This is a genomic window from Enterobacter sp. CC120223-11 (genome assembly GCF_900215375.1).
GTDB lineage: Bacteria > Pseudomonadota > Gammaproteobacteria > Enterobacterales > Enterobacteriaceae > Scandinavium.
Map to the genome: position 1 here is coordinate 361,369 of NZ_OBEF01000001.1, position 22,005 is coordinate 383,373.

The 22,005-nt window shown below is 52.2% G+C and carries 22 protein-coding genes and 2 pseudogenes; 18 read left to right on the forward strand and 6 right to left on the reverse strand.

The window, feature by feature from the left end; translation table 11 throughout:
- Positions 1 to 6 precede the first annotated feature (6 nt).
- Together lysM and CRO87_RS01670 are read left to right on the forward strand one after the other, a co-directional pair.
- The gene (gene lysM, locus CRO87_RS01665) at positions 7 to 459 is read left to right on the forward strand and encodes a peptidoglycan-binding protein LysM (protein ID WP_097161187.1); all 453 of its coding nucleotides are present in this window, start codon (positions 7 to 9) and stop codon (positions 457 to 459) included.
- Positions 460 to 469: 10 nt separating this feature from the next.
- Entirely contained in the window at positions 470 to 865 is a 396-nt protein-coding gene (locus tag CRO87_RS01670; protein WP_097161188.1) for a YidB family protein, read from the forward strand.
- Positions 866 to 901: 36 nt separating this feature from the next.
- Here CRO87_RS01670 and CRO87_RS01675 read toward each other — a convergent pair whose 3' ends face one another.
- The 3 genes and pseudogenes from CRO87_RS01675 to CRO87_RS01680 all read right to left on the reverse strand — a co-directional run bounded on the left by CRO87_RS01675 (position 902) and on the right by CRO87_RS01680 (position 2,466).
- Positions 902 to 1,300 (reverse strand): VOC family protein, encoded by a 399-nt coding sequence (locus tag CRO87_RS01675; protein ID WP_097161189.1) that lies wholly within the window; start codon positions 1,298 to 1,300, stop codon positions 902 to 904.
- Between the two features lie 81 nt (positions 1,301 to 1,381).
- A pseudogene (locus CRO87_RS22825) lies at positions 1,382 to 1,498 on the reverse strand (hypothetical protein); the annotation flags it as partial.
- Positions 1,499 to 1,692: 194 nt separating this feature from the next.
- Positions 1,693 to 2,466 (reverse strand): helix-turn-helix domain-containing protein, encoded by a 774-nt coding sequence (locus CRO87_RS01680; RefSeq protein WP_097161190.1) that lies wholly within the window; start codon positions 2,464 to 2,466, stop codon positions 1,693 to 1,695.
- Positions 2,467 to 2,585: 119 nt separating this feature from the next.
- Between CRO87_RS01680 and CRO87_RS01685 the strand changes: the two genes are divergently transcribed.
- From CRO87_RS01685 to CRO87_RS01700, 4 genes and pseudogenes are all read left to right on the forward strand, one after another.
- Positions 2,586 to 3,311, forward strand: a complete 726-nt coding sequence (locus tag CRO87_RS01685; RefSeq protein WP_097161191.1) for a type 1 glutamine amidotransferase — start codon at positions 2,586 to 2,588, stop codon at positions 3,309 to 3,311.
- A gap of 338 nt (positions 3,312 to 3,649) precedes the next feature.
- Positions 3,650 to 4,324: an SOS response-associated peptidase family protein gene (locus CRO87_RS01690; protein WP_097161192.1), complete on the forward strand. Its 675-nt coding sequence runs from the start codon at positions 3,650 to 3,652 to the stop codon at positions 4,322 to 4,324.
- 72 nt (positions 4,325 to 4,396) lie between these two features.
- Positions 4,397 to 5,821: a hypothetical protein gene (locus CRO87_RS22450; RefSeq protein ID WP_141398654.1), complete on the forward strand. Its 1,425-nt coding sequence runs from the start codon at positions 4,397 to 4,399 to the stop codon at positions 5,819 to 5,821.
- A gap of 48 nt (positions 5,822 to 5,869) precedes the next feature.
- Positions 5,870 to 6,333 (forward strand): annotated as a pseudogene (locus CRO87_RS01700) (tyrosine-type recombinase/integrase); the annotation flags it as partial.
- Positions 6,334 to 6,366: 33 nt separating this feature from the next.
- On the opposite strand, the gene CRO87_RS01705 reads toward CRO87_RS01700, so the two are convergent.
- Positions 6,367 to 7,221, reverse strand: coding sequence for a putative phage abortive infection protein (locus CRO87_RS01705; protein WP_097161194.1), 855 nt, complete (start codon positions 7,219 to 7,221; stop codon positions 6,367 to 6,369).
- Between the two features lie 123 nt (positions 7,222 to 7,344).
- The gene (gene icd, locus CRO87_RS01710; RefSeq protein WP_097161195.1) at positions 7,345 to 8,595 is read right to left on the reverse strand and encodes an NADP-dependent isocitrate dehydrogenase; all 1,251 of its coding nucleotides are present in this window, start codon (positions 8,593 to 8,595) and stop codon (positions 7,345 to 7,347) included.
- Between the two features lie 172 nt (positions 8,596 to 8,767).
- On the opposite strand from icd, the gene rluE reads away from it, so the two are divergent.
- From rluE to CRO87_RS01750, 8 genes are all read left to right on the forward strand, one after another.
- On the forward strand, positions 8,768 to 9,415 hold the full coding sequence (gene rluE / locus CRO87_RS01715; RefSeq protein WP_097161196.1) for a 23S rRNA pseudouridine(2457) synthase RluE: 648 nt from the start codon (positions 8,768 to 8,770) through the stop codon (positions 9,413 to 9,415).
- Positions 9,416 to 9,431: 16 nt separating this feature from the next.
- A complete protein-coding gene (locus tag CRO87_RS01720; protein WP_097161197.1) occupies positions 9,432 to 9,905 on the forward strand; it encodes an NUDIX hydrolase in 474 nt (157 codons plus the stop codon).
- A 41-nt stretch (positions 9,906 to 9,946) separates the two neighbouring features.
- The gene (gene mnmA, locus CRO87_RS01725; RefSeq protein ID WP_141398655.1) at positions 9,947 to 11,053 is read left to right on the forward strand and encodes a tRNA 2-thiouridine(34) synthase MnmA; all 1,107 of its coding nucleotides are present in this window, start codon (positions 9,947 to 9,949) and stop codon (positions 11,051 to 11,053) included.
- 30 nt (positions 11,054 to 11,083) lie between these two features.
- Complete coding sequence (gene hflD, locus CRO87_RS01730; protein ID WP_097161199.1) at positions 11,084 to 11,725, forward strand: high frequency lysogenization protein HflD; 642 nt, start codon at positions 11,084 to 11,086, stop codon at positions 11,723 to 11,725.
- A gap of 3 nt (positions 11,726 to 11,728) precedes the next feature.
- Entirely contained in the window at positions 11,729 to 13,099 is a 1,371-nt protein-coding gene (gene purB / locus CRO87_RS01735; RefSeq protein ID WP_097161200.1) for an adenylosuccinate lyase, read from the forward strand.
- A 122-nt stretch (positions 13,100 to 13,221) separates the two neighbouring features.
- Entirely contained in the window at positions 13,222 to 13,896 is a 675-nt protein-coding gene (gene phoP, locus CRO87_RS01740; protein ID WP_097161201.1) for a two-component system response regulator PhoP, read from the forward strand.
- Positions 13,893 to 15,356: a two-component system sensor histidine kinase PhoQ gene (gene phoQ, locus CRO87_RS01745; protein ID WP_097161202.1), complete on the forward strand. Its 1,464-nt coding sequence runs from the start codon at positions 13,893 to 13,895 to the stop codon at positions 15,354 to 15,356. The genes phoP and phoQ overlap by 4 nt, the downstream gene beginning before the upstream one ends.
- A gap of 85 nt (positions 15,357 to 15,441) precedes the next feature.
- Entirely contained in the window at positions 15,442 to 16,563 is a 1,122-nt protein-coding gene (locus tag CRO87_RS01750) for a cupin domain-containing protein (RefSeq protein ID WP_097161203.1), read from the forward strand.
- Positions 16,564 to 16,687: 124 nt separating this feature from the next.
- Here the strand turns inward: CRO87_RS01750 and pepT are convergent, their stop codons facing one another.
- Positions 16,688 to 17,914: a peptidase T gene (gene pepT / locus CRO87_RS01755; RefSeq protein WP_097161204.1), complete on the reverse strand. Its 1,227-nt coding sequence runs from the start codon at positions 17,912 to 17,914 to the stop codon at positions 16,688 to 16,690.
- 255 nt (positions 17,915 to 18,169) lie between these two features.
- On the opposite strand from pepT, the gene potA reads away from it, so the two are divergent.
- Genes potA through potD form a run of 4 tightly spaced genes read left to right on the forward strand, consistent with a single transcriptional unit; the run spans position 18,170 to position 21,966 of the window.
- Entirely contained in the window at positions 18,170 to 19,306 is a 1,137-nt protein-coding gene (gene potA, locus CRO87_RS01760; RefSeq protein WP_097161205.1) for a spermidine/putrescine ABC transporter ATP-binding protein PotA, read from the forward strand.
- A complete protein-coding gene (potB, locus tag CRO87_RS01765; protein WP_097161206.1) occupies positions 19,290 to 20,147 on the forward strand; it encodes a spermidine/putrescine ABC transporter permease PotB in 858 nt (285 codons plus the stop codon). The genes potA and potB overlap by 17 nt, the downstream gene beginning before the upstream one ends.
- The gene (potC, locus tag CRO87_RS01770) at positions 20,144 to 20,935 is read left to right on the forward strand and encodes a spermidine/putrescine ABC transporter permease PotC (RefSeq protein WP_097161207.1); all 792 of its coding nucleotides are present in this window, start codon (positions 20,144 to 20,146) and stop codon (positions 20,933 to 20,935) included. Before potB ends, potC begins: the two co-directional genes overlap by 4 nt.
- Entirely contained in the window at positions 20,932 to 21,966 is a 1,035-nt protein-coding gene (gene potD, locus CRO87_RS01775) for a spermidine/putrescine ABC transporter substrate-binding protein PotD (protein WP_097161208.1), read from the forward strand. The genes potC and potD overlap by 4 nt, the downstream gene beginning before the upstream one ends.
- The last annotated feature ends 39 nt before the right edge of the window (positions 21,967 to 22,005 follow it).

The following is a 22,005-nucleotide window of genomic DNA, read 5'->3' on the forward strand; positions in this document are numbered from 1 at the left end:
CACCCGATGGGATTATTCAGTTTCGTGAAAGAAGCCGGAGAAAAGCTCTGGGATGCCGTCACCGGGCAGAACGGTGATGAGCAGAGCAAAAAGCTGGAAACGCACATAACCAACCTTGGCCTGCCGGGCGCTGAAAATGTCAAAGTCGACGTGGCCAGCGACGGGACGGCAACGGTCACCGGGGACGGTTTAAGTCAGGAAGCAAAAGAGAAAATCCTCGTGGCTATCGGCAACGTGGCGGGCATTTCACAGGTGAACGAAAGCCTGTCGACCGCACAGCCAGGCCCGGAAAGCCGCTATTACACCGTGAAGTCCGGCGATACCCTGAGCGCCATTTCTAAAGCTGAATACGGCACCGCCAACGAGTATCAGCGCATCTTTGAAGCCAACAAACCTATGCTCAAACATCCGGACAAAATCTATCCGGGCCAGGTGTTGATCATCCCGAACAAACCTTGAGGTATGCATTATGAGTCTATTCGATCAAGTGGCCGGCATGTTTGGCGGTCAGGATGGAAAAGCCGGAACCCTGCAGGCCATTATGGCGTGGATAAATGAACAAGGCGGCATTCAGGTACTGCTGGAAAAATTTCAGCAGGGCGGGCTGGGGGCGATTGCTGAATCCTGGATAAGCACCGGCGGCAACCAGCCGGTCTCGCCGGACCAGGTTACCGATGCGCTGGGCTCCCCGGCCATTGCCGATCTGGCGGCCAAGCTTGGTATTGAGCCACAGGCGGCGTCTAACCTGATTGCTGAGCATCTGCCGAAAGTCGTTGATACGCTATCGCCAAACGGCGAGGTAGACGGGCAGCAGGACTTGATGACGGAAGGATTGAATCTGCTGAAAGGCAAGTTCTTCAGCTAATGACAAAGCGGCGGGGAAACGCTCCCCGCCCTGCTTTCACTTAGCTTTCTGGTACAGATCCCAGCGGTTGCCATAGAGATCTTCAAACACAACCACCGTGCCATACTCTTCTTCTCGAGGTTCCTCGCAGAACGTCACACCATTGGCTTTCATTCTCTGATAATCACCCCAGAACTCGTCAGTTTGCAGGAACAGGAAAACCCGACCACCACACTGATTGCCAATAAATTCGGCCTGACGATCGTTTGAGGCCCGGGCCAGCAAAAGCGTGCAGTTGCTTTCAGGATGCGGCGTGACCACTACCCAGCGTTTTCCCGGCTGCGGGGTATCTTCCACCAGCGTAAAGCCGAGTTTAGTGGTGTAGTACTCAATCGCCCGGTCGTAATCATCCACCACGATAGCCACGTGGCCCAGACTTCTTATGGGTGCGTTCATCAATTGTTCCCTTATCATTTTGGCCGCAAGAGTAAAAAAAAGGAGCCCGAAGGCTCCCGATTTCATTTACCGCAAAACAATTTACATGTTTGCGATAATCGCGTCACCAAACTCTGAACATTTCAGCAGTTTAGCGCCTTCCATGCCTTTAACAATCAGGTCTGCGGCTTCGAACCATTCCATGTGACGGAGCAGTATATTTTATTACTAGGCTTTACTATCTGATATTTCGGAAAAAAACAAAATTTCCCCGTATCAACAGCATGAATAAAGCCCAAATCTAACCTACTGTTTTAACTTAAGTTGCTAATGGTTTTGATAACCATATTTGAGGCTTCAGGGTAAAGGAATAGGAGGCCGCAATGAGCGAAAAGCGGACATTGATATCAAGATTAGGGCAAAAAATCGCGCGGTGTTGAGCCCAGAATGAACCGAAAAGCGGCTGTAAATGACGCCGGGCATGAGAAACCTAGCTGGTAAGCAACCTGTTTGATTGGGATGCCATTCGCGAGAAGATCTAGCGAAGCACAAATTCGGGCTCTCTGCTTCCATGTTCTATAACTGAAGCCAGTATCCTTAATAAACAATCGCGAAAATGTACGTTCAGACATGGTTGCGATAAAAGCCAGCTCGCTCAACGATGCTTCCCAGCGCTGATTAACCAACAGCTCTTTGGCCGCACGGAATAATCTCTCATCATGCGGCATTGGAAGGTCCGTAGTTAAAGGTGGAGCCTCGCTGAGGATTTCCAGAAGCAACAGAGACATTTTCCGTTGACTCTGTCGGCGGTAATTCTCATCGAAAAGCCCTGCTATCAGCTCTTTCACCAGTGCAGTAGCAGTAATAACATGCACCTGATTACTCTTCGTAAAGTTCGTGCATTCAGCGATAAGGCTGCTACTGAAATAGACAGCCCGCAGGTCTGTTTGTGAAAGCAGGTTGTAACTATGGATGTGAAGAGGAGGTAGCCATAATGCACGCTGAGGAGGGATAACCCAGCGGTCACTCTCTGTTTCAACCAGCATCACCCCCCTGGAGGCAAATAATAACTGCCCCTCAATATGATGATGGGGAGGGTCTACCTCTCCACGTTGATAGCTTATCGCTGTGCTTGACCAGCCTGTAGATTCATCATGTCTTGGCGCTTTATCTATACTACCTGGCATTTCAGATTTAGCCCCTGCAATTATCATATCGAAGTTGGAATCACCCGCAGTATAGCCTTATTGGATGGGTGAGCTATTCATAATTCTGAATATCATAGTTATTACAGGAGCTTATCCTAATGCGAGTACACTTTATCGTACATGAAAGTTTTGAATTTCCAGGGGCTTATGAGACCTGGGCAACTAATCGAGGTCATGATGTGACTTACTCACGCGTTTATGCAGGCGATGAGCTGCCAGCAGACACCGAAGACATCGATTTCCTGATCGTTATGGGCGGTCCGCAAGATCCAGCCACTACTCTGGAAGAATGCCCGCACTTTAATTCCAAAAGTGAACAGGCGTTGATTGCTTCTGCAGTTCAAACAGGTAAAGCCGTGATCGGTATTTGCCTCGGCTCACAGCTAATCGGTGAAGCGCTGGGCGCGTCGTTCGTTCACAGCCCTGAAAAAGAAATTGGTAAATTCCCGATTACACTGACTGAAGATGGCTGCAAGGATGCAATGTTCTCTCACTTTACGAAAACGCTTGAAGTAGGTCACTGGCATAACGACATGCCAGGTCTGACCCCGGAAGCAAGAATTATCGCGTTTAGCGAAGGCTGTCCGCGCCAGATCGTTTCTTATTCAGACCGCGTTTTTGGTTTCCAGTGCCACATGGAGCTAACCCTGGAAGTTGTTGAACTGCTAATAGCTCATTCTGAAAAAGACCTAAGCCGTGCCGCAGAATACCGCTTCGTCAATACTCCTGGAGAACTCCGGTCGCACGATTACGGTGAAATGAATCAGGTGCTTTTTGGCTTCCTGGATAAACTAGAAGCACATTACAAATCAACTCAAGCATAATGTAGGCCCGTTGACGATTGTCACCGGGTATTGGTCTCAACGTCCGCTTCTAGCACAAAGCCGACATTGACCTTTCTTAAGCTGTTTCCGCGGGTTCAACTCCCGCCAGCTCCACCAATCATGATTGGACAGTGATAGGACATCACTAGCAATAACAGGAAGTTAGCAGTCCCGGCAGGACACCGACCAGACGGTGATGGGACGAAAAAGGATACGTAAAGGAGCCGCGGTTCCTGAGCGATGAGAAAGCCCGCTGACGCGGGCTTTTTTGTATCTGGATTTCCCTCCTCTGGTTTCCACACCCTCTATACTTTCAGTCTGGCTGACTGGAGGTTCCTATGTGCGGACGGTTTTCGCAATCGATGACCCGTGAGGATTATCTTTCATACCTGGTTGACGAAGGCGATCGTGACATCACTTACGAGCCGGAGCCCATTAGCCGGTACAACGTTGCGCCTGGGACCAAAGTTCTGCTGCTAAGCGAACGTGACGAGCAGCTGCATCTTGATCCGGTCTTGTGGTCTTACGCGCCAGATTGGTGGGATAAACCGCCGCTGATTAATGCGCGCGTCGAGACCGCGGCAACGAGCCGGATGTTCAAACCTCTCAGGCAACATGGCTGGGCTATTTGTTTCGCCGACGGCTGGTTCGAGTGGAAGAAAGAAGTCGACAAGAAACAGCCCTACTTCATTCACCGGGCCGACGGCCAGCCTATTTTAATGGCAGCGATTGGCAGCACACCTTTCGAACGCGGTGATGCGGCAGAAGGATTTCTGATTGTTACTACTGCAGCTGATAAGGGATTGGTTGATATTCATGACCGGCGGCCGCTGGTTTTATCACCGGAAGCTACGCGCGAGTGGATGAGTCAGGAGCTCAGCGTTAAAGAATTGGAGTCTGTTATTTTGAACAGAATGGTTCAAGAAGATGCTTTTACCTGGCGTCCAGTAGCAAGAGATATTGGTAATGTCAAAAGCAACACCCCATATTTACTTAATGATATTTCTCTGTGATATGTTTTAAACAATCTATAGTTACAATAAACTGACGTTGCATCTTATCATTCCACATAGATAAGGTCATATATGAAAGATTTTTATGGCTATGCACGAGCAATCAATCTACTACTGACTATTTTGTCTGTTTCTCTCATTTCTTTTTTCATCTTTCCATCGAAATCAAACTTGTATGAGCGAGCATTAGTTGATATCCAATTCTTAATAAACACCAACCCTCAAAAATATAAAAACGTCATTGACATGAGTTATTTTCGAGCTGAAATTAAAAGGGTTTTCCTTCAAAACATCCATACTTACTCGTCATCAATAAAAGTTGATCCAAACTTTCGCAGCTCTGTTCTTGTTATCGCCAGCTACCCTAAGTCTTTTGATGATATTTTAATATCAGATATATTTAAAAATAAAAAATATGATACCCCCCCCTCTTTGGCCTATCCTTCCATAGAAACCCTGACAGATACTTTCAATGAAATGTTTGGTCGTGGAGAATACCAGCATGGGTCATGCATCTCTGATAATGAAGACACTGATGACTCCATTCAATTAATCAAATGCGCACCTTTATCGCCTGATGATATAATTCTTCGTGCCGAATTTTTATCAGAACCGGAGCAGTATAGATCAATTATAAACACAGAAGCGACATCTGATGAAAATCGTGTCTTTTTGGTTTTATATGTTAAAAAAGGGGGAGAGGGAGTTGGGTCAAATACAACGAAAGTACGCTATGCAAGTGAGCTATACTCAATCACTGAATTATATGGAATATCTAGTTTCAATTCATGGTTAAACATGAATTACTTCGACAACTCCTCAATTCAAGCCGCCAATGGTGGCACCAACCCACTACTTAGCTTCATAAGCAAGCAACTAATAAATTACAACAACTACCGTGCAATAGTAGCACAATCAATACAAATGAACATTTTCCGAAACACCAATATAACCAATGAAGAAAGGGATAGAAGATTATCCGAAGTAAATAAATTGCTCATTGAGCTTTATACACCGCAGGAAAGATTAATAGGGATAACATCAATATATGATGAAATAAAAAAAATGAACATTTACGATGCCTATAATTACATTTCGGATAAAATAGATAAAAACCAACAAGATATTGACATGGCAGGTCAAAAAATAAACTCAAGGTTTATACTTATATCAGCACCCTTCTTCATTTTAGGATTGCTCGTTGCTCTTTTATCGGCAACTAACATGATTCAAAACACACTTAGCTCTAATAATGACGCTCATGGAGAAATATCATTTCCTTGGTTTTGCTTACACTCAGATACGGCATCAATTTCAATCTCTTACTTTACAATATTAATCTTGCCTTCATTGAATTTTATCGCATCAATCCTCCAACCGTCCAAGGACGGTGGGATTGATTTTACTATTAACTGTATTTTATTCACTTTGGCAATTCCAACTTCATTATTAATATTAAGAAAATTGCGTGTAATAAGGAAATCCATTGTCTTATAAAAAGTATTAATTTTATCTAACCTGCAGTAAATCTGAAGACCCCATCGTGTAACCGGTCAGCGCCTGGATGACATATCGAAGATGAAGTTTAGTGATATTTGGGACGATCATCTTCATGTTGAGCAGGAGAAAGCGGGGAGCAAAATTGCGATCCCACTGTCGCTTCGCCTGAACGCAATTAACTGGAGTTTGCGGGATGTGGTGTCACGCTGCCGTGATTATGCGGTAAGCCCTTACCTGGTTCACTTTTTCCGGTCTATTCACAGGCAGAGCGTGGCGTAGAGGTGAAATCCAATACCTTAACCATGAACTTCAGCAAGACACGGGATAAGGCTAAACTTGATTGGGGATCTGGTACACCTGCGACCTTCCACGAATAGCGCTCCCTGGCTGAGCGTCTTTATGAGGCTCAGGGGATCGATACCCAAAAATTGCTGGGCCATAAGTCGCCAAATCAGACGGCTCGATACCATGATGATCGTGGCAAAGGATGGATTACTTTAGCAATTTAATCCATGGGGCATTATTTCCATGCCCCGAGTTAGCTATTTTTTATTTAAATCAAAACCTTTTTCTCTGGCAGTTTTATAAACGGAAACAGCATCAGCATTATCTCCCCATGCTTTTTCATTAAAAAACAAAACATGAGCATTACTGATTAGCTTATCGACTGGCAAATTATCAAACACTGAATATTCCTCGAAGAAATAACTGAATTTAAACCCGTGCCTTGAATTTCCATTATATAACAAAATCAATAATTCATAATTAGATATTTGAGCCCTGAGAATATTCGCATATCTTTTTTTGACAGCATCGCTTACCGTTGCGTCATCAATGAATTTAAAAGTATTATATAAGTACCTATAATAATGAGAAAAGTTTCCGGAGCGACCTCTAAAATAGAATTCAAATGAATCTGAGAGCATCTTTTTCTCGCGGCCAAGTGAGAATTCAGTTGCATCTAAATAATCAACATCATCAACTGGGTATTTAGAAATATACATTTTTTTAAATCTGGCGTAGTAATAAGTGAAGACAGAACGACCTTCCTTATTTATTTTTTTCTCATCGCCTCCAACTCTCATGTCTTTTATTATGGTTTGTAAAATTGTGAGCATGTTAAAAAAGGAGTTTTCAAAATCTCTGAGTTTCTCAGACTCTTCTCTTTTACTGGCATCCATTTCTATTTTTCTGGTTGAGTCAATCTGTAGCTTTAATGTCCATAAGATCCCACAAAAACCTAATGCTGAAAAAATTGATGTAAATGCTCCCCATGAATCTCCAAACACACCTTTTTCAGTCGCATCCATACCTTCAAAAAACCAAAGGTCATTGATTAAAGCGTATCCGTAGAGGAAGATCAGACTCAAGCAAATGACAATAACTAGACGAAACATTTCGTGAGCAATCCTTGGCTGTTTTGATAACTTGTTTTGATAAAATTTTGATAACCGTTAGCGAGCTAACAAAAAACAACGGGAGCGTTAAGCTCCCGTTAATCGTTTTAACAATTACCGCAATTACATGTTTGCGATAATTGCGTCACCAAACTCTGAACATTTCAGCAGTTTAGCGCCTTCCATCAGACGCTCGAAGTCATAGGTCACGGTTTTGGCAGCGATGGCGCCTTCCATGCCTTTAACAATCAGGTCTGCGGCTTCGAACCATTCCATGTGACGGAGCATCATTTCTGCGGAAAGGATAACGGAACCTGGGTTCACTTTATCCTGACCTGCATATTTTGGTGCGGTGCCGTGGGTGGCTTCGAACAGCGCGCATTCGTCACCGATGTTCGCGCCAGGGGCGATACCGATGCCGCCAACCTGCGCCGCCAGGGCGTCGGAGATGTAGTCGCCGTTCAGGTTCATACAGGCGATAACGTCATACTCGGCCGGACGCAGCAGGATCTGCTGGAGGAACGCATCGGCGATCACATCTTTAACGATGATCTCTTTGCCGGTTTTCGGGTTCTTGATTTTCTGCCACGGGCCGCCATCGATCAGTTCACCGCCGAACTCTTCTTTCGCCAGCTGGTAGCCCCAGTCTTTGAAAGCGCCTTCGGTGAACTTCATGATGTTGCCTTTGTGAACCAGGGTCACAGAGTCACGGTCGTTGGTGATCGCGTATTCGATAGCCGCGCGAACCAGGCGCTTGGTGCCTTCTTCGGAGCAAGGCTTGATGCCGATGCCGCAGTGCTCAGGGAAGCGAATTTTCTTCACGCCCATCTCTTCGCGCAGGAACTTGATCACTTTTTCTGCGTCAGCAGAATCTGCTTTCCACTCGATGCCCGCGTAGATGTCTTCGGAGTTTTCACGGAAGATAACCATGTCGGTCAGTTCCGGCTGCTTCACAGGGCTTGGGGTGCCCTGGTAGTAACGTACCGGGCGCAGGCAGACGTAAAGGTCCAGCTCCTGGCGCAGGGCAACGTTCAGAGAACGAATACCGCCACCGACCGGGGTGGTCAGCGGGCCTTTGATGGCAACGCGGTATTCACGAATCAGATCCAGCGTTTCAGCCGGCAGCCAGACGTCCTGGCCGTATACGTGGGTGGATTTCTCGCCGGTGTAAATTTCCATCCAGGAAATTTTACGCTCGCCCTTGTAGGCTTTCTCTACCGCGGCGTTCACCACTTTGATCATTGGCGGAGTTACGTCAACGCCGATGCCATCACCTTCGATGAACGGAATAATCGGGTTGTGGGGTACGTTCAGTTTGCCGTTTTGCAGGGTGATCTTCTGGCCTTCCGCCGGAACAACTACTTTGCTTTCCATCAACTTCTCCTTCGAGCGCTTCTGGTGACTGCTCGTGCCTTTCGCGTCCTGGGTTGCGTTGCCCCGGCAACGCGAATAGTGTGAGCAATATTTTTTGTTAATGATTTGTAATGAGCTGGTTGATACTACCTGAATGTTGGGTTCCATGAAAGGTCTTCGTAATTAGGCTATAATGCGGCAATTGACCCGGCCTGAAAACACCATGAACAAAACTTCTTATACAAATCACCGCCTTAAGCGATTCAGCTCACAACAAGCCACCAGACAACGTAAAGAAACCGGCCCAAAACGGGTGATATTGTTCAATAAACCCTACGATGTTTTGCCGCAGTTTACCGACGAGGCCGGGCGCAGCACGCTGAAGGATTATATCGACGTGCAGGGCGTGTACGCGGCGGGCCGTCTCGATCGCGACAGCGAAGGCCTGCTGGTGCTCACCAACGACGGCGCGCTTCAGGCGCAGCTGACTCAGCCAGGCAAACGCACCGGAAAAATCTATTACGTTCAGGTAGAAGGCGCGCCCGATGAGGAAGCGCTTAATGCACTGCGCAACGGCGTGACGCTGAATGATGGTCCGACGCTCCCTGCCGGGATCGAACTGGTAGATGAACCCGAGTGGCTGTGGCCGCGTAATCCGCCTATTCGCGAACGCAAATCCATCCCGACCAGCTGGCTAAAGGTGACGTTATATGAAGGGCGTAATCGTCAGGTTCGCCGCATGACCGCGCACATCGGTTTCCCTACCCTGCGTCTGATTCGCTACGCGATGGGAGCTTACACTCTCGATAATCTTGCCAACGGTCAGTGGCGGGATGCCTGAATAAAAGGATGGCTTCATGTTTAAACCGCACGTTACCGTCGCCTGCGTGGTTCACGCCAAAGGCCAGTTTCTGGTCGTGGAAGAAACTATCCATGGCAAAGCCACGTGGAATCAGCCCGCCGGACACCTCGAGGCCGATGAAACCTTAGTGCAAGCCGCCGAACGCGAGCTGTGGGAAGAGACCGGAATCCGCGCCACGCCGCAGCATCTGATTCGCATGCATCAGTGGATTGCGCCAGACAGAACGCCCTTCCTGCGCTTCCTGTTCGCGATAGAACTTAACGATACGTGCGCCACCGAGCCGCACGACAGCGACATCGATCGCTGCCTGTGGGTCAGCGCCGACGATATCCTTCACGCCTCAAACCTGCGCTCGCCGCTGGTGGCTGAAAGCATCCGCTGTTGGCAGAGCGGGCAGCGCCTGCCCCTTGAGCTGATTGGTGAATTTAACTGGCCCTTCACAAAGGGTGATCCCACTGGGGCTGCGTGATAGACTATGCCGCCTTGAAGTTTAATGTCGTGAGTATTCCAATGTCAGAAAGCCCAAAAAAAGTGATCGTCGGGATGTCCGGCGGTGTCGATTCCTCCGTTTCCGCTTACCTGCTGCAACAGCAGGGCTATAAGGTGGAAGGCCTGTTCATGAAGAACTGGGAAGAGGACGACGGCGAGGAATATTGTACTGCCGCCGCAGACCTGGCCGATGCCCAGGCCGTGTGCGACAAGCTCGGCATTGAGCTGCACACCGTTAACTTTGCCGCCGAATACTGGGATAACGTTTTCGAACTCTTCCTCGAAGAGTACAAAGCGGGCCGCACGCCAAACCCGGATATTCTGTGCAACAAAGAGATCAAATTTAAAGCCTTCCTTGAGTTTGCCGCCGAAGATTTAGGTGCCGATTATATCGCCACCGGTCACTACGTGCGCCGCGCCGACGTCAACGGCAAAAGCCAGCTGCTGCGGGGCCTCGACGGCAATAAAGACCAGAGCTACTTCCTCTATACGCTCGGCCACGAACAGATCGCACAGAGCCTGTTCCCCGTCGGCGAACTGGAGAAGCCAGAAGTGCGCCGCATCGCCGAAGAGCTCGATCTCATCACCGCGAAGAAAAAAGACTCCACTGGGATCTGCTTCATCGGTGAGCGTAAATTCCGCGAATTCCTTGGCCGTTACCTGCCCGCCCAGCCGGGCAAAATCGTCACCGTTGATGGCGACGTGATTGGCGAACACCAGGGGCTGATGTACCACACCCTCGGCCAGCGTAAAGGCTTAGGCATTGGCGGCACCAAAGACGGCAGCGAAGAGCCGTGGTACACCGTCGATAAAGACGTGGAAAACAACATTCTGGTTGTAGCGCAGGGGCACGATCATCCGCGCCTGATGTCCGTCGGCCTGATCGCCCAACAGCTTCACTGGGTCGACAGGGAGCCATTCACCGGCACTCTGCGCTGCACGGTGAAAACCCGCTATCGTCAGACCGACATTCCGTGCACCGTCACCGCGCTGGATAATGAAAGAATTGAGGTTCGCTTTGACGAGCCCGTTGCAGCCGTCACGCCTGGCCAGTCCGCTGTCTTCTACAGCGGTGAAGTGTGCCTCGGCGGCGGCATTATCGAGCAGCGTCTGCCGCTGCCGGTTTAAGACTCAGACAGCACACAGAAAGGAGTTTTCGTGGCGAAGAACTATTACGATATTACGCTCGCGCTGGCAGGGATCTGCCAGTCCGCCCGTCTGGTTCAGCAGCTGGCGCACAATGGCCATTGCGACAGCGATGCCCTGCACGTGGCGTTGCACAGCGTTATCGATCTGAACCCGGACTCCACCCTCAGCGTGTTCGGAGGCAGTGAAGCCAATCTTCGCCTCGGCCTGGAAACGCTGCTCGGTGTGCTGAACGCCAGCAGCCGTCAGGGTCTGAATGCTGAACTGACGCGCTACACCTTAAGCCTGATGGTGCTGGAACGTAAACTCTTTGCCGCTAAAGGTGCAATGGACACCCTTGGCGAGCGTATTTCCGGACTCCAGCGCCAGCTTGACCATTTTGATTTACAGTCCGAAACGCTGCTGAGCGCGATGGCCGCTATCTATGTCGATGTGATAAGCCCGCTCGGCCCGCGTATTCAGGTCACCGGTTCCCCTGCCGTGCTGCAAAGCCCGCAGGTACAGGCCAAAGTGCGTGCCGGTTTGCTCGCAGGCATTCGCGCCGCGGTGCTCTGGCACCAGGTTGGCGGCGGCCGTCTGCAGCTGATGTTCTCCCGTAATCGCCTGACCACTCAGGCCAAACAAATTCTTGCTCATATAACTCCGGAGTTGTGATCTATGGAATTATCCTCACTGACCGCCGTTTCCCCTGTTGATGGACGCTACGGCGACAAAGTCAGCGCGCTGCGCGGCATTTTCAGCGAATACGGTCTGCTGAAATTCCGTGTGCAGGTTGAAGTTCGCTGGCTGCAAAAACTGGCCGCGCACGCAGCAGTCAAGGAAGTTCCAGCTTTTGCTGCCGACGCAAACGGTTTCCTCGATAAAATCATCGCCGATTTTAACGAAGAAGACGCCGCGCGCATCAAAACCATCGAGCGCACCACCAACCACGACGTGAAAGCGGTGGAGTATTTCCTCAAAGAGAAAGTGGCGGATATCCCTGCCCTGCACGCGGTGTCTGAGTTCATTCACTTCGCCTGCACCTCTGAGGACATCAACAACCTCTCCCACGCGCTGATGCTGAAAACCGCCCGCGACGAAGTGGTGCTGCCGTACTGGCGTAAGCTTATCGACGCCGTGAAAGACCTGGCGGTGCAGTATCGCGATATCCCGCTGCTCTCCCGTACCCACGGTCAGCCCGCCACGCCATCTACTATGGGTAAAGAAATGGCGAACGTGGCCTACCGTATGGAACGCCAGTATCGCCAGCTGAACCAGGTCGAAATCCTCGGCAAAATTAACGGCGCGGTCGGCAACTATAACGCCCACATCGCCGCTTACCCGGAAGTGGACTGGCATCAGTTCAGCGAGGAGTTCGTCACTTCGCTCGGCATTCAGTGGAACCCGTACACCACTCAGATTGAGCCACACGACTACATCGCCGAACTGTTCGACTGCGTGGCGCGCTTCAACACCATCCTGATCGACTTCGATCGCGACGTGTGGGGCTACGTGGCGCTGAACCACTTCAAGCAGAAAACCATCGCCGGAGAAATCGGCTCCTCCACCATGCCGCACAAGGTGAACCCGATTGACTTTGAAAACTCCGAAGGCAACCTTGGTCTCTCCAACGCCGTGCTGCAACATCTGGCGAGCAAGCTGCCGGTGTCCCGCTGGCAGCGTGACCTGACCGACTCCACCGTGCTGCGTAACCTCGGCGTCGGCCTGGGCTATGCGCTGATCGCCTATCAGTCCACCCTGAAGGGCGTGAGCAAGCTCGAAGTCAACCGCGACCGCCTGCTGGAAGAGCTCGACAACAACTGGGAAGTGCTGGCCGAGCCGATTCAGACCGTAATGCGTCGCTACGGCATCGAAAAACCGTACGAGAAGTTGAAAGAGCTGACCCGCGGCAAGCGCGTTGACGCCGAAGGCATGAAGCAGTTTATCGACGGTCTGGCGCTGCCAGAGCACGAGAAAGCGCGCCTGAAAGAGATGACCCCGGCGAACTATATCGGCCGCGCAACCACCATGGTTGACGAACTGAAGTAAGCCGTTCCACCACTCTTCCCGCCCGGGAAGAGTGGCCTCCCCCCTGTTTACATGATGTTTATCCCCACCCCGGCATAATCGCGTTAAACTATTCAAATCGAAAATGAAAAAGGGGATACCCCATGCGCGTACTGGTTGTGGAAGATAACGCCCTTCTGCGTCACCATTTAAAAGTTCAGCTTCAGGAGCTCGGCCATCAGGTTGATGCCGCTGAAGATGCAAAAGAAGCGGATTACTATCTGGGTGAACACGTGCCGGACATCGCCATTGTCGATTTGGGCCTGCCGGATGAAGACGGTCTTTCGATGATTCGCCGCTGGCGAGGGAATGACGTTTCGGTGCCCGTGCTGGTGCTGACCGCCCGCGAAGGTTGGCAGGACAAAGTCGAAGTGCTCAGCGCCGGCGCGGATGACTATGTGACCAAGCCTTTCCATATCGAAGAGGTTGCTGCGCGCATGCAGGCTTTGCTGCGCCGCAACAGCGGCCACGCCTCGCAGGTGATCTCCATGCCCCCTTTCCAGGTGGATTTGTCACGTCGGGAGCTGTCGGTGAATGACGAAGTCATCAAGCTCACCGCCTTTGAATACACCATTATGGAAACGCTTATCCGCAACAGCGGCAAAGTCGTCAGCAAGGATTCGCTGATGCTGCAACTCTATCCCGACGCAGAGCTGCGCGAGAGCCACACCATCGACGTGCTGATGGGGCGCCTGCGCAAAAAAATTCAGGCCCAGTACCCGCAGGATGTGATCACCACCGTGCGAGGCCAGGGCTACCTGTTTGAACTGCGCGGATGAAAAACATGCTCAGGCATATCCTGCCGCTGTCGCTGCGCTTTCGCTTTTTACTGGCGACAGCCGCCGTAGTGCTGGTGTTATCGCTGGCCTACGGCATGGTCGCGCTGGTCGGCTACAGCGTCAGCTTCGATAAAACCACCTTCCGCCTGCTGCGCGGTGAAAGTAACCTGTTCTACACCCTCGCCCGCTATGAAAACAACCAGGTGAGCGTGGAGATCCCGGAAAATCTCAACCTGCAAAGCCCGACCATGGCGCTTATCTATGATCAGAACGGCAAACTGCTGTGGATGCAGCGCGACCTGCCCTGGCTGGCCAAACGTATTCAACCGGAGTGGTTGAAGGCCAACGGCTTCCATGAAATAGAAGCAGACGTGGGTTCGTCGAGCATGCTGCTGCATAACGATCATGAAGTGATGCGCCAGCTGAATGAGCTTCGCGAGCAGCAGGATGATTCAGAGATGACTCACTCGGTCGCGGTGAACATTTATCCGGCCACTGCGCACCTGCCGCAGATGACCATCGTGGTCGTCGATACTATCCCGATAGAGCTCAAACGCTCCTATATGGTCTGGAGCTGGTTTATTTACGTGCTGGCAGCCAATTTACTGCTGGTCATTCCGCTGCTGTGGATGGCAGCCTGGTGGAGCCTGCGTCCTATCGAATCGCTGGCCAAAGAAGTGCGTGAACTTGAAGAGCATCATCGCGAAACGCTGAACCCGGAAACGACCCGCGAGCTGACAAGCCTCGTGCAGAACCTGAACCGCCTGCTAAAAAGCGAGCGTGAACGCTATGACAAATACCGCACCACGCTGACCGACCTCACCCACAGCCTGAAAACCCCGCTGGCGGTGCTGCAAAGCACCCTGCGTTCGCTGCGAGGCAACAAGCTTAGCGTGGAAGACGCTGAACCGGTGATGCTGGAGCAAATCAGCCGCATCTCACAGCAGATTGGCTACTACCTGCACCGCGCCAGTATGCGCAGCGGCAGCATCTTGCTGAGTCGCGAACTGCACCCGGTCGCCCCGCTGCTGGATAACCTCACCTCGGCGCTGAACAAGGTGTATCAGCGCAAAGGGGTGAATATCACGCTCGATATCTCCCCGGAAATCAGCTTTGTCGGCGAGAAGAACGATTTTATGGAAGTGCTCGGCAACGTGCTGGATAACGCCTGTAAATACTGTCTGGAGTTTGTGGAAGTGTCCGCCCGCCAGACCGACGACCACCTGCATATTTTCGTTGAAGACGATGGCCCAGGGATTCCACAGAGCAAGCGGGATCTGGTTTTCGATCGAGGGCAGCGCGCTGACACGCTGCGTCCGGGTCAGGGCGTGGGGCTTTCGGTGGCCCGCGAAATTGCCGAACAGTACGACGGGAAAATTATTGCCGCGGACAGCCCGCTCGGCGGTGCCAAAATGGAAGTCATTTTTGGCCAACAGCATCCGGAAAGCAAAGAAGGATAAGTCATTTATTTGCCGTCGCCTGCATCGTCGGGCAACGGCTTCCGTTATACTCCCCAACAGAAACCTGCCTGTGGAATAAAACATCATGGAATATAACTTATCGCTTAACTGGCCCGACTTTATCGAACGCTACTGGCAAAAACGCCCGGTGGTGCTGAAGCGTGGCTTCACGAACTTTGTCGATCCCATTTCGCCGGACGAATTAGCGGGCCTTGCCATGGAAGATGAAGTGGACAGCCGCCTCGTCAGTCACCATGAAGGCAAATGGCAGGTCAGCCACGGGCCGTTTGAGAGCTACGATCACCTCAGTGAAAACAACTGGTCGCTGCTGGTGCAGGCGGTTAACCACTGGCATGAGCCAACGGCCGCGCTGATGCGCCCGTTCCGCGCCCTGCCCGACTGGCGCATAGATGACCTGATGATTTCCTTCTCCGTGCCCGGCGGCGGCGTGGGTCCGCACCTCGATCAGTACGACGTGTTTATCATTCAGGGTACCGGCCGCCGTCGCTGGCGCGTGGGTGAAAAGGTGCCAATGAAGCAGCACTGCCCGCATCCGGATCTGCTCCAGGTCGATCCGTTCGACGCCATCATCGACGAAGAGATGGAGCCGGGTGACATTCTCTATATTCCACCTGGCTTCCCGCACGAAGGCTATTCGCTGGAAAACTCGCTCAACTACTCGGTGGGCTTCCGCGCACCAAGCGGGAAAGAGCTTATCAGCGGCTTTGCCGACTATGTTCTGCAACGTGAGCTGGGCACTCATCGCTTCACCGACCCGGACGTACCTGCCCGCGAACATCCGGCGGATATTCTGCCGCAGGAAATCGATAAGCTGCGCGACATGATGCTCAGCATGATCAATCAGCCGGAGCATTTCCAACAGTGGTTCGGCGAGTTTATCAGCCAGACCCGCCACGAGCTGGACGTCACCGCGCCGGAGCCGCCGTATCAGGCCGATGAAATCTACGACGCCCTTCAGCAGGGTGACAAACTGGTACGCCTCGGTGGCCTGCGCGTGCTGCGTATCAATGGTGAAGTGTTTGTGAACGGTGAGAAGATTGAATCGCCGCACCGTCCGGCGCTGGAAGCCCTGGCCAGCCATATCGTGCTGACCTCAGACCATTTTGGCGACGCGCTGGAAGATCCTTCCTTCCTCGCCATGCTCTCTGCGCTGGTTAACAGCGGCTACTGGTTCTTTGAGGACTGATTAGACTGTAATGCCCGGTGGCGCAAGCTTGCCCGGCACTGCCGGGCGGCACGTTGTTTGCCCGGCCTACGTAACAATGCTGTTCTCGTAGGCCGGGTAAGCGACAGCGCCACCCGGCATGCCGTCATCTCGCTTTCGCGGTCAGCTCCGCGATCCGCACAATCACTTTCACCGCTTTCTCCATGCCCTCAAGCGTCACAAACTCGTGCTTGCCGTGGTAGTTGTAGCCGCCGGTGAAGATGTTCGGGCACGGCAATCCCATAAAGGAGAGCTGCGAGCCGTCGGTGCCGCCGCGAATCGGCTTCATGTCGGGTTCGATGTCGCAGTCACGCATCGCCTGCTGCGCAATCTCGATGATGTGCGGATGCTCCATCACCTTCTCATGCATATTGTAATAGCTGTCTTCAATGATGAGTTCGATATAGCAGTCCGGGTGCAGCCCTTTGCCGACCTTCTTGGCGATTTCCATCATCTTACGCTTGCGAGCTTCGAACTCTTTGCGGTCAAAGTCGCGGATGATGTAGTGCATCTGCGCGCTGTCCACGCTGCCCTTGATGCTGGTGAGATGGTAGAAGCCTTCGTAGCCTTCGGTTTGCTCCGGGCTTTCTTCAGCGGGGACTTCGGCATGGATGCGTGAAGCCAGCGACAGCGCATTGACCATCACGCCTTTCGCCGTGCCAGGGTGCACGTTGTTGCCGACAATTTTGATGGTGACGGAAGCCGCGTTGAAGTTTTCATACTCCAGTTCCCCCACGCCACCGCCGTCAACGGTATAGGCCCACTGCGCGTCAAACGCCGCGACGTCAAAGTGCTTCGCGCCTTTGCCGACTTCTTCGTCCGGCGTGAAGGCCACGCGAATATCGCCGTGCGGCACGTTATTGGCCTTCATTACCGACAGCGCGGTCATGATCTCTGCCACGCCTGCTTTGTCATCTGCGCCAAGCAGCGTTTTGCCGTCGGTGGTGATAAGCGTCTGGCCGAGCAGCTGATGCAGCACCGGGAACATCACCGGCGACAGCACTTCATCGCCCACGCCCAGCGCAATATCGCCGCCGCGGTAGTTTTCGACGATCTGCGGATTGACGTTTTTGCCGCTAAAATCAGGTGAGGTATCCACGTGGGAAATGAATCCAATGGCGGGAATATCCCCCGGCACGTTCGCCGGCAGCGTGCCCATCACCGTGCCCTTTTCACTCAGGGTGACGTTGATAAGCCCCATCTCTTCAAGCTGCGTTTGCAGCAGGCGCAATAATTTCCACTGCCCTTCGGTGCTTGGCACCTGACGCACGCCAGGCTTCGACTGCGTGTCCAGAGAAACATACTGCAAAAAACGCTCAAGTAATTTATCCATGTCGTCGCCCTCATTTTTTGTGACAACATTATCAGGAAGCACCGATGCCCGGATATTGCGTCAGGTCACTTTTGGTCCGGCAATTGAGATTATTTTTTCAATCAGATAGATGAATGGTTTAAAGGTAGCCCACGAGGGCGCAGAATGATTGGCGATTTCAGAGGATTGCCGTAGAATGCCAGCCCTTATTTATGTGCCAAACCTCTAAGGTGGTTAACCACACACCCCGTAGCGACCGCTTTTCGCTACGTTTACATGGGACAGCGTAAAAAATTGAATACACAATCGCGTTCGCTTTCACCGCTGGTCAAGCTGGCGGGGATTCGCAAAGGCTTTGAAGGTAAGACAGTCATTTCCGATCTCAATCTCACCATCAATAATGGTGAGTTCCTTACGCTGCTTGGCCCCTCCGGCTGCGGTAAAACCACCGTATTACGCCTGATTGCCGGACTCGAAAACGTCGATAAAGGCCGCATTCATTTAGAAGATATCGACATCACCGACGTCCCTGCGGAAAACCGCCACGTCAACACCGTCTTCCAGAGCTATGCGCTTTTCCCACACATGACCGTGTTTGAAAACGTCGCCTTTGGCCTGAGAATGCAAAAAACCCCCGCCGACCAAATCACACCCCGCGTCACGGATGCCCTGCGCATGGTGCAGCTGGAAGAGTTTGCTCAGCGTAAGCCGAACCAGCTTTCCGGCGGCCAGCAGCAACGCGTGGCGATTGCCCGGGCGGTGGTGAACAAACCGCGCTTATTGTTGCTCGATGAATCCCTTTCTGCCCTTGATTACAAGCTGCGTAAGCAGATGCAGAACGAGCTGAAAGCCCTTCAGCGCAAGCTTGGCATCACCTTTGTGTTCGTCACCCACGATCAGGAAGAAGCCCTGACCATGTCCGATCGCATCGTGGTAATGCGCGACGGTAAAATCGAGCAGGACGGTACGCCACGTGAAATTTACGAAGAGCCAAAGAACCTCTTCGTTGCCGGATTTATCGGCGAAATCAACCGCTTCGATGCGACGGTTATCGAGCGTCTCGACGAAAAGCGGGTCCGCGCGAGCGTCGAAGGCCGCGAGTGCATAATCTACGTCAATTTTGCGATAGAAAATGGCCAGAAGCTCAACGTTCTGCTGCGCCCGGAAGATCTGCGCGTCGACGAAATCAACGATGACAATCACATCGAAGGCCTGGTCGGCTACGTGCGCGAGCGAAACTACAAGGGCATGACCCTGGAATCGGTTGTCGAGCTGGAAAACGGCAAAATGGTGCTGGTCAGCGAATTCTTTAATGAAGACGATCCTGACTTCGACCACTCTCTGGATCAAAAAATGGCCATAAACTGGGTCGAAAGTTGGGAGGTGGTGCTGGCCGATGAAGAACACCAGTAAATTCCAGAAGGTGGCCATTGCCACCATTGTCGGGTGGCTGGTTCTCTTTGTGTTCCTGCCCAACCTGATGATTATCGCCACCAGCTTCCTGACCCGCGACGACGCAAACTTCGTCAAAATGGTCTTCACGCTGGACAACTACACCCGCCTGCTCGACCCGCTCTACTTTGACGTGCTGCTACACTCGCTGAACATGGCGTTCCTCGCCACGCTGGCGTGCCTGATCCTCGGCTATCCGTTTGCCTGGTTTCTTGCCCGTTTACCGCAGCGCGTGCGTCCACTGCTGCTGTTCCTGCTGATTGTGCCCTTCTGGACCAACTCGCTGATCCGCATCTATGGCCTGAAGATTTTTCTCAGCACCAAAGGCTATCTCAATGCGTTTCTGCTGTGGCTGGGCGTCATCGACACGCCGATTCGCATTATGTTCACGCCTTCGGCGGTGATTATTGGCCTCGTCTACATTCTGCTGCCGTTTATGGTGATGCCGCTTTATTCCAGCATTGAAAAGCTCGACAAGCCGCTGCTGGAAGCCGCCAAAGACCTGGGTGCCGGTAAGTTCCAGACCTTTATTCGCATCATTCTGCCGCTGACGATGCCGGGCATTATCGCCGGGTGTCTGCTGGTGATGCTGCCCGCGATGGGGCTGTTCTACGTTTCGGACCTGATGGGCGGCGCGAAAAACCTGCTTATCGGCAACGTCATCAAGAGTCAGTTCCTGAACATTCGCGACTGGCCGTTTGGCGCGGCCACCAGCATTACGCTGACGCTGGTGATGGGCCTGATGCTGCTGATTTACTGGCGCGCGGCGCGTCTGCTGAACAAGAAGGTGGAGCTCGAATGATCGGTCGCCTGCTGCGCGGCGGCTTTATGACCGCCATCTATGCTTACCTTTATATTCCGATCATCATTCTGATCGTCAATTCGTTTAACAGCTCGCGCTTCGGCATTAACTGGCAGGGCTTTACCACAAAATGGTACGGCCTGTTGATGAACAACGACAGCCTGCTGCAGGCGGCTCAGCACTCGCTGACGATGGCGGTGTTTTCGGCCACCTTCGCCACGCTGATTGGCTCGCTGACGGCGGTGGCACTGTATCGCTACCGTTTCCGCGGTAAGCCTTTTGTCAGCGGCATGCTGTTCGTGGTGATGATGTCCCCGGACATCGTGATGGCGATTTCCCTGCTGGTGCTGTTTATGCTGATTGGCATTCAGCTCGGCTTCTGGTCGCTGCTGTTTTCACACATCACTTTCTGTCTTCCCTTCGTTGTCGTGACCGTCTACTCCCGCCTGAAAGGGTTTGACGTGCGGATGCTGGAGGCGGCGAAGGATTTGGGTGCCAGTGAAATCACGATCCTGCGCAAAATCATTTTGCCACTGGCGATGCCAGCAGTGGCCGCGGGCTGGCTGCTGAGCTTTACCCTGTCGATGGATGACGTGGTGGTTTCCTCGTTCGTCACCGGCCCGGGCTATGAAATTCTGCCACTCAAGATTTACTCGATGGTCAAAGTGGGCGTTTCACCCGAGGTGAATGCGCTGGCGACCATTCTGTTACTGCTTTCTCTGGTTATGGTGATTGCCAGCCAGATTGTTGCTCGTGATAAAACGAAATCTCAGGGGACATCGAAATGAAAAAAATGCTCGCCGCCGCGGCGCTGGTACTTGGCATGGGTGCCGCGCACGCCGATGACAGCAAAACGCTCTACTTCTACAACTGGACCGAGTACGTGCCACCTGGCCTGCTGGAGCAGTTCACCAAAGAGACTGGGATCAAGGTTATCTATTCGACCTATGAATCGAATGAAACCATGTACGCCAAGCTGAAAACCTACAAGGACGGCGCGTACGATCTGGTGGTGCCATCGACCTATTTCGTCGACAAAATGCGCAAAGAGGGCATGATCCAGAAGATCGACAAGTCGAAGCTGACCAATTTCAGCAACCTCGACCCGGAGATGCTGAACAAGCCGTTCGACCCGAATAACGATTACTCCATTCCCTACATCTGGGGCGCCACGGCGATTGGCGTCAACAGCGACAGCATCGACCCGAAAACCGTCACCAGCTGGGCCGACCTGTGGAAGCCGGAATACAAAGGCAGCCTGCTGCTGACCGACGACGCGCGTGAAGTGTTCCAGATAGCGCTGCGTAAGCTTGGCTTCTCAGGCAACACCACCGATCCGAAAGAGATTGAAGCGGCCTATAAAGAGCTGCAAAAGCTGATGCCAAACGTCGCGGCGTTCAACTCCGATAACCCGGCGAATCCGTACATGGAAGGCGAAGTGAATCTCGGCATGGTGTGGAACGGCTCGGCATACGTGGCCCGCCAGGCCGGTACGCCGCTGGAAGTGGTGTGGCCAAAAGAAGGCGGTATCTTCTGGATGGACAGCCTCGCCATTCCGGCGAATGCTAAAAATGTCGACGGCGCGCTGAAGCTGATTAACTTCCTGCTGCGCCCGGATGTGGCAAAACAGGTGGCAGAAACCATCGGTTACCCGACGCCAAACCTTGCCGCGCGTAAGCTGCTGGATCCGAAAGTCGCCAATGATAAATCGCTTTACCCTGACGCCGAAACCATTAAGAACGGCGAATGGCAGAACGACGTCGGCGACGCCAGCCGTATTTATGAAGACTATTACCAGAAGCTGAAAGCAGGACGCTGATCCCTCACCGGCGGGGCAACTGTCCCGCCCTTTTCTTCC